Below are 13,135 nucleotides of genomic sequence, written 5' to 3'. Positions count from 1 at the left end.
TAAAATTTCAATGAGGTGCATGTCGCAAAGCGGCCTTAACGCGCTTTCAATATTTTGGCGACCTAGGTGGTTGTTAACACCCAGCTCCAGCCGCAATGCCATGTTCCAGCTTATTTATCACAGCCGCTATACCATCAGCACCAGCGGCCTGAACACGATCAGAAACATCCTCTCAGCGTCAGAAACGAACAACTATCGCAACGGTGTCACCGGCTTTCTGATTTTCGACAAATCGAGTTTCGTCCAGGTTCTGGAAGGTGAACGCGGCATGGTCGAAGACACCTACCTGCGGATATGCAACGACCCGCGCCTTTCCGGAATGGGCTATGGGGGGCTTCATAGGATCGCCGGAAGCGAAAGAAATCTACGCCCGTCATGGCATGACTGGCGGGCTGGAGGCATCGAGCCTGACAGCGGATCAGGTCATTGGCCTTGCCCAGGACCTCGCCGCTTCCGAGCAGTTGCGTCAGGCGAGGCGCACCCTAGGCCGGTAAGGTAAAGCTGAACGTGCTGCCTTCACCCGGCTTGGAGCGCACAGTGATGTCGCCGCCGCACAGCCGCAGGAACTTGCGGCAGGTCGACAGGCCGATACCTGTGCCGACATAGTCGTCGAAGCTATGCAGACGTTGGAAGATCTGGAAAATACGTTCGTGAAAGACAGGATCTATGCCAATACCGTTGTCTGTCACATCAAAACGCCACATGGGCCCATTCGCCCCCCGGCCACGCGTTTCCCGCATCGCGGTGATGGCAATCTCCGGCCTGCGCGTCCCATCCTGGAACTTAAGTGCGTTGCCGATCAGGTTCTGCAACAAAATGCGCATCAAGGTGGGGCTGGTCTCAACCACCGGCAGAGCGCCCGCAGTGATAACCGCTTGTTTTTCAGCCATGACATCCTGAAAATCCGGCATGAGGTCATCCAGAACAGCCTGAACGTCGACAGATTCCAGCTTGACCTCTTCCCGGCCAATTCTGGAAAAGCCGAGGATGTCCTTAATCATCGTCTGCATACGGACGGCATTGTCGCGGATATAGCGAACGTGGGTCATATTGGCTTCGTCAAGCTGGCCCGCCGCTTCCTCCGCCAGGATGCCCGCAAAGGCGTGCATCATGCGCGCCGGTTCCTGCATATCGTGCGAACACACATAAGCAAAGCGTTCCAACTCCTCGTTGGATTGGCGCAGGGTGGCATTGAGCTTGAGAATCTGCTGCCGCTGGAGATAGAGATCGAGGAAGACCTTGACCTTGCTCTTCATCAATTCCGGATTGAACGGCTTGAAGATATAATCGGCGGCGCCGATGCCGGCAGCTTCGGTAGCGAAATGATCTTCCTTGCTGATCGCCGTAACGAACAATATGGGGACGCCGCTCATGGAGGGCCGCGTCTTCATGAGACGTGCGGTTTCGAACCCATCCATCCCCGGCATCTGAACGTCCATCAATACAAGGGCAAATTCGCGTTGTAGCACCAAGTCGAGGGCTTTTTCGCCGGAATCCGCCGTGACCATGACCGCCCCGAGGGGTTTCAGCAGCGCTTCGGTAGCCAGAAGATTCTGCCAACGATCATCGACAATGAGAATACTGGGCGGGTCCATGCCTGTCACCTCCGGTCCATAGCCGGCGCGATGAGTTGAGATCGCGCTCATGCCGCTCTCCAGTTGGTCACTTGATTATATCGAAATATTCCGCATCAAACTAAGCATACGCAACCGTACGATGAAATCACATTTTTGTTTCATGCATTCGGCATTTAGTCGAACAGGGCGTCAATATCGTCCTGAGAATTTTGTTTATCTGCGTCGGCGGCCGTTACGTCCGAGCTAAACAGATTATCGATATCCGCCTGCTGCGTCTCCGGTCCGCCTATAGCGGGGCCGTTCAGCAGCAGGTCGCGTTGGCGTTTTTCTTCCGCCGTCAATTCGGGCGGTGACGCGTCATCAAGGCCGATCGCTTCCGCCAACCGGCTGACGCGTTGCTCGATCTGGGTCAGGACTTGAACAATCTTTGAAACGCGCTGTCCCGTAATATCTTGAAACGAGCAGGCTTCGAAAATCTTCATCACCTCGTCATCAACCCGGTCCTTGACGTCGGGCGCGGAGGCATCGAGGCCCAACATGGTTTCGGCGGCCGTCATAATGACATTTGTCGCGTTTTCGGTATCACGCGTGATGGCCAGCAACTCTGCGCCGGCTGTCGGCAGTCGGGTTTCGGAAATATCCTGAGGCCGCAGCGAACGGATTTCAGTCTTGGCCTTGTTGATTTCATCGGCAATGGAAATGAAATCCCCCGACCGACGCGTATCGAGTCGGACGAAGAAGGCGTTCATGAGGGAGACCAACTCCTCGGACGTGCGCATGGCCGTCTGAAGCATCGGATCAAATTCAGGCTCGGACTTGGGTGCGGCAGCAAGGGTCATATGCGCGGCCTATCCAGCCGCCGAAAGGGAGTTGTCGGCCCCGCTTCGCGCCCAGAAGGCATCAACGTCTTCGCACACTTGTTTCACGTCATCATAGAAAAAAGGCTTGGGCAGCAGGAAGTTGACACGGGCCCGGCGCGCCTTGTTCAGCGCGGTTGCGCCAGCATCGGGATTGTCAAGCTGGCCAGCGGTCATGATGGCGATAGGCACCTGAGGCGCCATTTCGCGATACACCTCGAGATCGTCGAGCGTATTGCGCGCCTCGATAAAGACGTCCAGCACCAGCAAACCGAAGGATTGGGTGCGTAATTGTGCCAAAGCATCCGTCTGATCGACGACGCAAATGGCTTCATAGCCAGCGCGCTGAAACATCTTGCTGATGATAATGGCCTGGGTCCGGCTGTCTTCCAATATGAGGACGCGTCTGGACATGAAATTCCCCTTGCTTGTCTCCAATTTCAGTAAGCAAAGAAAACGCTTAATATCTAGTTATTGCTGTTTGGCACTGGATATAAAAAGGGCGGCCCAATGAGCCGCCCCCAATCTATTATGCCTGTCGGACCTTTATTATAGGGGCTCAGGCCGATTTGGCCTGCTTCTGCTGGATAGCCAGTATCTCATTCGGCATGACCTCGACAAAAGCTTTCAGGCTATTGTCCCAGTCGTCCAGTATGGCCTGAGCGCGCGGTGAAGCCGTCCGGACAAGATGCGCTGTAACCAAGGCCTTCAGCCGCTCAATATTGGCGTCAGGAACGCCACGCAGCGTGATGCCTTCCGGATTGACATAGCTGGCGAGGGTTTGATCCGGATCGTAGATATAGGCGACACCACCGGTCATGCCGGCGCCGAAGTTAGCGCCGACCTTACCGAGGATGACGACTTCGCCACCGGTCATGTATTCACAACCGTGCGCCCCCACACCTTCGACCACCGTCGTCGCGCCAGAGTTACGCACGGCGAAGCGTTCGCCAACCGTACCGGCAATGTAGAGCTGACCTGAGGTGGCACCGTACAGCAGGGTGTTGCCGGCCAGGGCCTGGTTTTCCTGCCAGGCCTTCGGGCGGATGGCGATGGTGGCGCCGGACAGGCCCTTACCGACATAGTCATTGGCCTCGCCGATGAGGTTGATCGTCAGGCCCTTGACGGCGAAGGCACCGAGGGACTGACCGACCGAACCCAGCAGTTCGAGCTTGAGATGGCCTTCATCCAGCGTATTGCCGTACTTGCTGACAATGTGAGATGAGGTGCGGGTGCCCACGGCGCGCATGGTATTGCGCACGTCATAGGTCAACTGCATTTTTTCCTTGCGTTCTAACATATAGGCGGCATCGCGGACGATCTGGGCGTCCAGCGTATCGGCGACTTCATTGATCTCATCGGCCGCTGTGATGGTCGCACCCGGATCGAGATCGACGCGAACGAGCAACGGGTTCAAATCGAGATCGTCGAGATGGATGCCGCCGCGCGATATCTGTTGCAGCAGGTCGGTGCGGCCTACCGCTTCCTGAAGCGAACGCAGACCGAGCGACGCCAGGATTTCACGCACTTCACGGGCAATGAAGGTGAACAGGTTGATGACCTTTTCCGGTGTGCCGGTGAACTTGGCGCGCAGGCGCTCGTCCTGGACGCAAACTCCGACCGGACAGGTGTTCGACTGGCACTGACGCACCATCAGGCAGCCCATGGCCACCAGAGATGCCGTACCGATGCCGAACTCTTCGGCCCCGAGCAAGGCGGCGATGACGATGTCACGGCCGGTACGCATACCGCCGTCGGCGCGCAGACGGATCTGGCCGCGCAGATTGTTCAGGGTCAGGACCTGATGGGCTTCGGACAGACCCAGTTCGAACGGCAGGCCAGCGAACTTGATCGAAGACAGGGGCGATGCACCCGTGCCGCCGACATTGCCAGAGACGAGGATCGCATCGGCCTTGGCCTTGGCCACGCCGGCGGCAACCGCACCGATGCCAGACTGGGACACCAGCTTGACCGTGACGCGGGCACGCGGATTGATCTGCTTGAGATCGTAGATAAGCTGCGCCAGGTCTTCGATCGAGTAGATGTCGTGGTGCGGCGGCGGCGAGATCAGGCCAACACCCGGCGTCGAGTGACGCATGCGGGCGATGAATTCGGTGACCTTGAAGCCCGGCAATTGGCCGCCTTCGCCGGGCTTGGCACCCTGGGCGACCTTGATTTCGATCTCGCGGCAGTTGTTGAGATATTCGGCGGTAACACCGAAGCGACCCGAGGCAATCTGCTTGATGGCCGAGTTCGGATTGTCACCGTTAGGCCGGCGGTGATAACGCTCTGGGTCTTCGCCGCCCTCACCGGACACCGAACGGGCGCCGATGCGGTTCATAGCGATATTGAGGGTTTCGTGCGCTTCCGGCGACAAGGCGCCGAGCGACATGCCCGGCGTAACAAAGCGCTTGCGGATTTCGTTGACGCTTTCGACTTCCTCGATGGCGATGGCCGGCGACTTACCTTCCCAGGCCAGCAGATCGCGCGGCGCGGTCGGCGCCTTTTTCGACATGTCAGCGATCAGACCTGAATACTTCTTGAAGACCTCGTAATCGTCACGCGTCGTCGCGTCCTGAAGCAGATGGATCAGCTTCGGCTGGTAATAGTGCGTTTCACCGGCGGCGCGCATCTTGTAGAAGCCGCCGATCGGGGTGACCGGCTTCTTGGCCCAGGCGCTGAGATGGAGCTTGGTCAGCTTCTGTTCGATCCCGGACAGGCCGATGCCGGAAATACGCGAGGTCACGCCGGGGAAGTACTCGGCGACAAGGGCCCGCGACAAACCGAGCGCCTCGAATTCGTAGCCGCCACGATAGGAGGAAATGACACTGATGCCCTTCTTGGCCAGAATCTTCATCAGGCCGGCTTCGATGGACTTCTTGTAGTTCAGGAAGGCTTTGTGCTCGTCCAGGCCGGGATAGCGCCCCTGGGCCAGGCGTTCCTGCAGGAGTTCCAGCGACAGATAGGGGTTGATAGCGGTAGCGCCGACCCCAACCAGCACGGCGAAGGCATGCGGGTCCATGGCTTCCGATGTGCGCACGACGATAGAGACGAACGAACGCAAGCCCTTTTGCACCAGGCGCGAATGCACCGCGGCTGCGGCCAGGATCATGGGTACGCCCAGACGGTCTGCTCCCAACGCTTCGTCGGTCAGAACGATCATGCTGGCCTTGTCATTGGCGACGGCCGATATGGCGTCGTCGCGCAGGGCTTCCAGCGCCTGCTGCAAGGCAGCGCCCGGCAGGGCGTCTTCATGCGGCACGGGGAAGGTACAGTCGAGCTTGGCGACATGGCCAACATTGTCGAACGTGACCATGCGCTCATACATCAAGGTCGTCAGGAACGGAGATTCCAGAACGAACACGTCGGTCTGGGCTTCGTCTTCCGCCAGGATGTTGCCGAGGTTCTTGAAGCGCGTCTTGAGCGACATGCCCTGAGATTCACGCAAAGGGTCGATCGGGGGGTTGGTCACCTGGGCGAAGTTCTGGCGGAAATAGTGAGCCAGCGGGCGCCACTGTTCCGACAGGACGGCCAGGGGCGTGTCGTCACCCATAGAGCCGATGGCTTCCTTGCCATCCTTGACCATGGGGTCGAGGACGCTGTCGAGGTCTTCCAGGGTAAAGCCAGCCGCGATCTGGCGGCGATGCAGCTCTTCGCCCTGATACAGGCGCGGCTCAGGTCCGGGCGCGATCAGGGGTTCAAGCTCGACCATGTTTTCCAGCCAGCCCTTGTAATCGTGCTTCTGGGCCAGTTGATCGATGATTTCGTTTTCGGAATAGAGCTTGCCGTCCTGCAGGTCGACCGCGATCATGCGGCCCGGCGCGATGTGGATACGGCGGGTGACGCGTTCATCCGCCACGCCGGTCATGCCGGCTTCCGAACCGACGATCAGCAGGCCGTCCTTGGTCTCGGTGACGCGCAGCGGGCGCAAGCCGTTGCGATCCTTGCCCGCAATAACCCAGCGACCGTCAGTGGCGCAGATGGCGGCCGGGCCGTCCCACGGTTCCATGACGGCGTTGCAGTAGGCATACAGCGCCTTGTTCGACTCCGATACCGTCACGTCCTTACCGGCCGCTTCGGGGATCAGGAGCGCCTTGGCCATCGGGGCCGAGCGCCCGGCACGGACCAGCAGTTCAAAGACATTGTCGAGCGCTGCCGAATCCGAACCGCGCGGCTGGATCACCGGCTTCACGTCGCTGGCGTCACCGCCGAAGGTCGTGGCCGCCATGCGGATTTCGTGCGACTTCATCCAGTTGATGTTGCCGCGCAGGGTGTTGATTTCACCATTGTGCGCCAGCATGCGGAAGGGCTGCGCCAGACGCCATTCGGGGAAGGTATTCGTCGAGAAGCGTTGGTGGAAAATGGCCACCGACGAAATAAAGCGCGGGTCCTTGAGGTCAAGATAGAAATCATCGACCAGTTCGGCACGGAACATACCCTTGTAGATCAGGGTCTTGGCCGAGAAGGAACACAGGTAGAAATCGTTGATGTGCGCGTCATCGACCCGCTTTTCGATGCGGCGGCGACACAGGAACATGGCGCGTTCCAGAGCTTCGCCTTCCAGGCCCGCCGGGGCCGCCATCATGATCTGTTCGATTTCCGGGCGGGTGGCCGAGGCGCGTTCGCCAAGTTGGGCGACGTCCACCGGCGCCTGGCGCCAGCCATAGAGGAAAAAGCCGGAGCGCAGGACTTCGGATTCGACGATGGTCCGCGCGGATTCTTGAGCGCCCAGATCGGCACGCGGCAGGAAGACCTGACCAACCAGGATGGGGCCAGGACGCGGCTTGTGGCCAATACGCTCGACCTGTTCGCGGAAAAATTCCTGCGGCACATTGATCATGATGCCCGCGCCGTCGCCGGACTTGCCGTCGGCATCGACCGCGCCACGATGGAATAGAGCCTTCAGCGCCTTGATCGCCAGTTCGACGACATCGCGGCGTTCCTTGCCATCGATGGCGCAGACGGCGCCGACGCCGCAGGCCGAGATTTCCGATTCCGGATCATAGGCATGGCCGTCGATGAGGCGCTGACGTTGGTTTTGATAGTGGGCGTACGAGTCAAAATGGGTCATGATTATTCCGCGGCTCCCAGCGCGTAGGAAGCGTCATCGTTGGCGTTGGCCGGAACGAGGAGTTCGGTTTGAAGATAATGGTGGATGTCGGCGGCGGCGTCCTGGCCTTCACGGACCGCCCACACGACGAGCGAGGCGCCACGCACGATATCGCCGGCGGCGAAGACACCCTTTACCGTAGTGGCGAACTCGCCGGCCATCGTCTTGAGCGTACCCCAGCGGGTCACTTCCAGTTTCGGTTCATTGAACATCAGCGGCATGTTTTCCGGTTCGAAGCCCAAGGCTTCGATGATCAGATCGGCGGGGAGATCGGCTTCATTGCCATGGATATCCTCGATACCCTGGCGACCTTGCGCGTCGGGAGTCGTCAGGCGCATGCGCTGGATCTTCAAGCCTTCGACCGTTTCGGCGTCACCGAGCACCGCCTTGGGGGCCGACAGCCATTCAAAACGCACGCCTTCTTCCTCGGCATTGGCGACTTCACGGTCGGAGCCCGGCATGTTGGCGCGGTCGCGGCGGTAGACGCAAGTCACAGACTTGGCGCCCTGGCGCGTCGCCGTGCGCACGCAGTCCATGGCCGTATCGCCGCCGCCGATGACGACGACATGCTTGCCATTGGCGTCGAGGCGGCCGTTGGCGAAGTCTTCGATCTGGTCGCCGAAGCCGACCTTGTTAGAGGTAATCAGATAGTCGAGCGCCGCGACCACGCCCTTTGATCCGCATCCCGGCACGCTCAGGCGGCGCGCCTTGTAGACGCCAGTGGCGACCAGGATGGCGTCGTGCTTTTCACGCAGTTCCTCGAAGCTGATATCGGTGCCGATATCGCAGTTCATGACATATTCGACGCCGGACTGGGCCAGGCGGTCGGTGCGGCGAGCAACAACGTGCTTTTCCAGCTTGAACGAGGGGATGCCATAGACTAGCAGGCCACCGGCCCGGTCGTAGCGGTCATAGATGGTGACCTTGTAACCCAGGGTGCGCAGACGGTCGGCAGCGGCGATGCCCGCCGGGCCCGCGCCGATGATGGCGATGGATTGCGACCGCTCGGTTTCCGGCACGATCGGCTCGATCCAGCCGTTTTCGAAGGCCATGTCGCCGAGATAGCGTTCGACACTGCCGATAGTGACGTTCTGCCAGCCGGACTGTTCCAGCACGCATGAGCCTTCGCACAGGCGATCCTGCGGGCAGATGCGGCCGCAGATTTCCGGCAGGGTCGAGGTGGCCGACGACAGCTCCCAGGCCTCCTGCGGGCGCCCTTCGGCGGTCAGGCGCAGCCAGTCGGGGATGTTGTTCGACAGCGGGCAGCCGTGCTGGCAGAAGGGGACGCCGCATTGCGCGCAGCGCGATGCCTGATGCGAGGCCTGTGTCGGTTTGAAGTCGGCGTAGATTTCGTTGAAGTTTTCGATGCGTGTCTTCGCATCTGTCTTCGACGGCGTCTTTTTGACTTCAATCACGAAACGGTTCGTATCCATACGATCACCCTTTTCTACTCAAAACGACCTTTTCAGGCCCGGTACTCTTCGCAGGTGCTAAAAGCGTAAAACGCCTCCGAAGAAAAGTTCAAATCTCAGTTCCGGCAAGGGTCTGTCAGCTTTTTTACCACAGATGACATATTTGCCGTTGTTGTTTCCAAAGTAACCAGTTCGCCGCCGTCGCATAAGGCTCTGACATGCGAACCCCCTCGGCTGGTCCCGCGGCCGCCCCGTGTGGGGTGGGCCTGGAGATCAATCGCGAGGGGGAAACTTCAGTCCAGCCTTTCAGCCTTTTGAGTTTATCCGTGCAGGGTCTCCCCGTGCTGCGATTGATCGAGGCCCTCGATCTCCTCTTCCTCTGTTACTCGCAGGCCTGTTGTAAACTTGCAGACCATGAGAATGAGGTAGGTGAGAATGGCGCTCCAGCCTATGACCACTACCAGGCCAATAAACTGTTTAAGTACAGAGGCGCCCGCCCCCGCCGGATTTATGGCGGTATTGGCAAAGACCGCTGTCAGGAGGGCGCCGGTAAATCCGCCGACCGCATGGACGCCGAAGGCGTCGAGCGAGTCGTCGTATTTAAATATGTTCTTTATATAGGTCGATGCCAGGTAGCAAACGGGGCCGGTGATCAGGCCGATCAGCATGGCGCCACCCGGGGTTACGAAACCCGCCGCCGGCGTGATGGCAACAAGACCAGCAATCATGCCGGACACCATGCCCAGCAGGGTCGGCTGTTTGCGTTCCCACCATTCCGGCACGATCCAACCGATGGCGCCGGTCATGGTGGCGACGATGGTGTTGAGCATGGCGACCGACGCGCGGCTATCGGCGGCCCATTCCGAACCGGCATTAAAGCCGATCCACCCGAACAGCAGCATCGAAGCACCGATCATGGTGTAGCCGAGGTTGTGCGGGGCCATATTGTCGCGGCCAAAGCCCTTACGCTTGCCGAGCACCAGACAGGCGACCAGACCCGCGACACCGGAGTTGACGTGCACCACCGCCCCGCCGGCGAAATCCAGAACACCCATGGTGCCCAAAAAGCCGCCGCCCCATACCCAATGGCAGACCGGCGCGTAGACGAGCACCGACCATAGAGCGATGAACAGACAGAAAGCGGAAAATTTCATGCGCTCGACGATCGAACCGGCGATCAAGGCGGGCGTTATGATGGCAAAGGTCATCTGGTAAGCGATCCAGAGATATTCCGGCAGGTTCGGCGCGGCTTTATAAGCGGTGTCGAGCTTGACGCCATTCAGCAAGGCGATATCGAATCCGCCGACGATCTTGTTTATGACGCTATCAGCATTTCCGCCGCCGACACCAAATGCCAGGCTATAACCGATCAGAATCCACAGCACCGTCGCGATGACCGTGACCGCCACCGATTGCGCCAAAGTTGACAGAAGGTTCTTCTTGCGAACCATGCCGCCGTAAAACAATGCCAGTCCAGGCAAAGTCATGAACAGAACCAGGGCGGTCGCTACGATCATCCACGCCGTATCGCCGGCATTCAGGCTCAGGGCAGCCTGATGCGCCAGCAGCTTGGGAGCTGCCGCCACGACATTCGTGCCTGACTGAATAAGCGCCATGTTTTCCCGTCACCCCAAAAAGACCAATCGCCACCCAAACACACATCCGGCGCGCCACGGAGCATAAGCCCGGGTTTTGCACACGCGAAGTAGGGGTATTTTTTGTCCATAGCGGAAGATTATCGGCTTGAAAAGACAAATTTTACCGGCAAGCCGAGTAAATTTGAGAAATTTTCCGACAACATGCCACAAACTCGCGCAGTAGCGTCAAGCAAAGGGCATAAATGGCCTATTCAAGCCGATATCCCGCGCGCCGACCTATCCCTGATTTTCGAACGACAGGACCGCCGCGACGATCTCGTCCTGGGTCGCCGTATCGAGATAGGGGCTGAACGGCAAGCTGATCACCGTCTTTGACTTGGCCTCCGATACCGCCAGATCACCCGTTCCCGACGTGAACATGGCGTAGCCCGGTTGCTGATGCAAGGGGATCGGATAATAGACCGCCGACGGCACGCCCTTGGCCCGAAGGTGCGCCTGCAAGGCGTCGCGGCTTTCATGCTCTATGGTATATTGCGCCCAGGTCGACACGTATCCGTCCCGGACGTGCGGCACCGATATAACCTTTCCGCCCAGGAGTTCGTTGTAGCGCCGGGCTACGGTCTGGCGCAGTTCGATTTCCTCACCGAAAATAGCCAGCTTCTCGATCAGGACGGCCGCCTGGATGCTGTCCAAACGCGAATTCATGCCAATGCGGACATTGAGGTACTTGGCTTCGTGCGTGTAGTTCATCGTGGCCGCGTCGGTCGGCGTCGCGCCGCCGTGCACCCGGAAAGAAATCATCTTCTCCATCAGCGCGTCGTCATTGGTCACCACCGCGCCGCCATCACCGTAGCAGCCCAGCGGCTTGGCCGGATAGAAGCTGGTCGCCGTGGCGACGCACCACTCCAGCGGCTGCCGGCCGTCGATGGTGCCGCCAAACCCCTGCGCCGAATCGCAAATCAAATGCAGTCCGTATTTTTTGGCGATGTCCGACAGAGCGGGATAATCCGCCGGCTGACCGAAAAGATCGACAGCGATGATGGCGGCGGGCTTCAACCGGCCCTCAGCCTGCACGGCCTGAATGGCCGCCTCCAGCTTGGCAGGGTCGATATTATAGGTGTCAGCCTGGATATCGCAGAAGACCGGCTCGGCGCCCGTCATCGGCACGACTTCGGCCGTAGCGACAAAGGTGAAGGCGGGCACGAACACCGCATCGCCCTTAGCCACGCCCAAGCTCAGAAGGATCAGTTCGATAGCATCGGTGCCGTTGGCGCAGGACAGGGTATGCTTCGCGCCGGCAAAGGCGGACATGTCGGCTTCGAACGCCTTGACCTCCGGCCCCATGATGTAGGCGCCATGCTTGATAACCTTGAGAACGGCGTCCTCGATCTTCGCGCCGATACGTTCGCGCTGGATGCCGAGATCGATAAATGGAATAGCCATGATACCTGCCTTCAACTGTCCCGCCAACTTGGCGGTCGTTTTGGCTTTAACCAGCATATGAGATCAATGCATCTCAAAAGGCATTTCCCAAGGTTTCAGTAAATCAGGACCCCGCCATTTGTTTGGCATCGAATTGGCTGACGTCGAATTCAAACTCTGGGCTGCCTTCCTGGTAAACAGGCGCTTCGATCACGACGCGCTTGGCACTTTGCAGACTTTCGGAAAAGCGCTTGTAATTGCGGATGAACAGCAGCTCTGTGCTGTGGTCAGCGGCCTCCGCAGCGGTGAACTTGACGGGCGGCTTATCGTCGAATTTGACCAGCACGCTGCAACCATCATAAGAATTACAAAGGAATTGTCCCTTTGTTATGCTGAGAATGACGTCGTTGCCGTATCGGGGATGTTTGCGCAGCGTTAATTCACCGTGTTGAGCACCGTTGTAGGGAAAGCTGAAATTGACGGTGTTCTCACTATCGACAGCGGCGCTGTGCGACGTCTTGCCACTCATCGTATCGGTCTCAGTCTGATAGCGCCAATTCGTCGCTATCGAAGAGGCGCTTGACGCCGCAACTTGTGAGCTGGATGAATCGGCTTGTTTGCTCGACGACTCAGTACCCCCGGTCGCCGGCTTGTCTTTCGAGCCGGAAAGGCTGCCGATCAGATATAGCCCAAACAGGACGCCAGCACCAATGGCTATCCATTTGCCAATACCGAACGACTTTCCGGGTAGAATAAGAAGCGCCTTTGCCTTTTCGGCATTTTCCCGGGAAATTCGAATCTTGCTGCCGGTGTCAACCACCAGCACATACTCGTCGCCACCCACCGAAACGACGTCAACCAGGACGAATTTGTGCTGAATGTCGCCTTCCTGAAGCAGGACCTTAACCGTCTTGCCCGATCGGTCCAGCCGAACCGGAAACCCTTTTATTGTCGTGAAACTCAGACTCTTGTTTTGCACAGATACCCCCCGGGAAAGCGCTTCGCGCCTTCACGCTAACATAGCGCCAAATTAAAGCGCAACCCTGTGGTTATCCGCCGCAGTCAAAATAAAAAACCTGTACACAATGAATAAATTATACCCACCGGGCTTCCCATCAAACATTTGTCTGACTATATAAGAGCTCACAATATCCACCTT

At 58.7% G+C, this 13,135-nt stretch carries 9 protein-coding genes; 1 reads left to right on the top strand and 8 read right to left on the bottom strand.

The genetic code is table 11. From position 1 onward, the window contains the following. Positions 1-10 precede the first annotated feature (10 nt). Positions 11-499, top strand: a complete 489-nt coding sequence (locus tag AEAC466_RS45180) for a BLUF domain-containing protein (protein WP_369794470.1) — start codon at positions 11-13, stop codon at positions 497-499. Here the strand turns inward: AEAC466_RS45180 and AEAC466_RS24345 are convergent. From AEAC466_RS24345 to AEAC466_RS43535, 8 genes are all read right to left on the bottom strand, one after another. After that, entirely contained in the window at positions 483-1,646 is a 1,164-nt protein-coding gene (locus AEAC466_RS24345; protein ID WP_023456306.1) for a sensor histidine kinase, read from the bottom strand. The two genes, AEAC466_RS45180 and AEAC466_RS24345, sit on opposite strands and share 17 nt — an antisense overlap. Before the next feature lie 104 nt (positions 1,647-1,750). Beyond that, complete coding sequence (locus tag AEAC466_RS24340; RefSeq protein ID WP_023456305.1) at positions 1,751-2,416, bottom strand: protein phosphatase CheZ; 666 nt, start codon at positions 2,414-2,416, stop codon at positions 1,751-1,753. Positions 2,417-2,425: 9 nt separating this feature from the next. Then, positions 2,426-2,848: a response regulator gene (locus AEAC466_RS24335; RefSeq protein ID WP_023456304.1), complete on the bottom strand. Its 423-nt coding sequence runs from the start codon at positions 2,846-2,848 to the stop codon at positions 2,426-2,428. Positions 2,849-2,993: 145 nt separating this feature from the next. Then, positions 2,994-7,505 (bottom strand): glutamate synthase large subunit, encoded by a 4,512-nt coding sequence (gltB, locus tag AEAC466_RS24330; protein ID WP_023456303.1) that lies wholly within the window; start codon positions 7,503-7,505, stop codon positions 2,994-2,996. Between the two features lie 2 nt (positions 7,506-7,507). Beyond that, positions 7,508-8,977 (bottom strand): NAD(P)-dependent oxidoreductase, encoded by a 1,470-nt coding sequence (locus AEAC466_RS24325; RefSeq protein ID WP_023456302.1) that lies wholly within the window; start codon positions 8,975-8,977, stop codon positions 7,508-7,510. 299 nt (positions 8,978-9,276) lie between these two features. Next, positions 9,277-10,572 (bottom strand): ammonium transporter, encoded by a 1,296-nt coding sequence (locus AEAC466_RS24320; RefSeq protein WP_023456301.1) that lies wholly within the window; start codon positions 10,570-10,572, stop codon positions 9,277-9,279. A gap of 258 nt (positions 10,573-10,830) precedes the next feature. Further along, complete coding sequence (locus tag AEAC466_RS24315; RefSeq protein ID WP_031238016.1) at positions 10,831-11,997, bottom strand: DegT/DnrJ/EryC1/StrS family aminotransferase; 1,167 nt, start codon at positions 11,995-11,997, stop codon at positions 10,831-10,833. A 103-nt stretch (positions 11,998-12,100) separates the two neighbouring features. Then, the gene (locus tag AEAC466_RS43535) at positions 12,101-12,955 is read right to left on the bottom strand and encodes a hypothetical protein (protein WP_023456299.1); all 855 of its coding nucleotides are present in this window, start codon (positions 12,953-12,955) and stop codon (positions 12,101-12,103) included. Positions 12,956-13,135 lie beyond the last annotated feature (180 nt).

The organism is Asticcacaulis sp. AC466 (genome assembly GCF_000495815.1).
Taxonomy (GTDB): domain Bacteria; phylum Pseudomonadota; class Alphaproteobacteria; order Caulobacterales; family Caulobacteraceae; genus Asticcacaulis.
Note: the sequence above shows the minus strand (reverse complement) of the source record. Positions and strands in the feature narration are given on the sequence as shown.

Coding starts and splice junctions, on each gene's coding strand:
- AEAC466_RS45180 (WP_369794470.1), top strand. CDS start 11: ATGAGGTGCATGTCGCAAAGCGGCCTTAACGCGCTTTCAATATTTTGG.
- AEAC466_RS24345 (WP_023456306.1), bottom strand. CDS start 1,646: ATGAGCGCGATCTCAACTCATCGCGCCGGCTATGGACCGGAGGTGACA.
- AEAC466_RS24340 (WP_023456305.1), bottom strand. CDS start 2,416: ATGACCCTTGCTGCCGCACCCAAGTCCGAGCCTGAATTTGATCCGATG.
- AEAC466_RS24335 (WP_023456304.1), bottom strand. CDS start 2,848: ATGTCCAGACGCGTCCTCATATTGGAAGACAGCCGGACCCAGGCCATT.
- gltB (WP_023456303.1), bottom strand. CDS start 7,505: ATGACCCATTTTGACTCGTACGCCCACTATCAAAACCAACGTCAGCGC.
- AEAC466_RS24325 (WP_023456302.1), bottom strand. CDS start 8,977: ATGGATACGAACCGTTTCGTGATTGAAGTCAAAAAGACGCCGTCGAAG.
- AEAC466_RS24320 (WP_023456301.1), bottom strand. CDS start 10,572: ATGGCGCTTATTCAGTCAGGCACGAATGTCGTGGCGGCAGCTCCCAAG.
- AEAC466_RS24315 (WP_031238016.1), bottom strand. CDS start 11,997: ATGGCTATTCCATTTATCGATCTCGGCATCCAGCGCGAACGTATCGGC.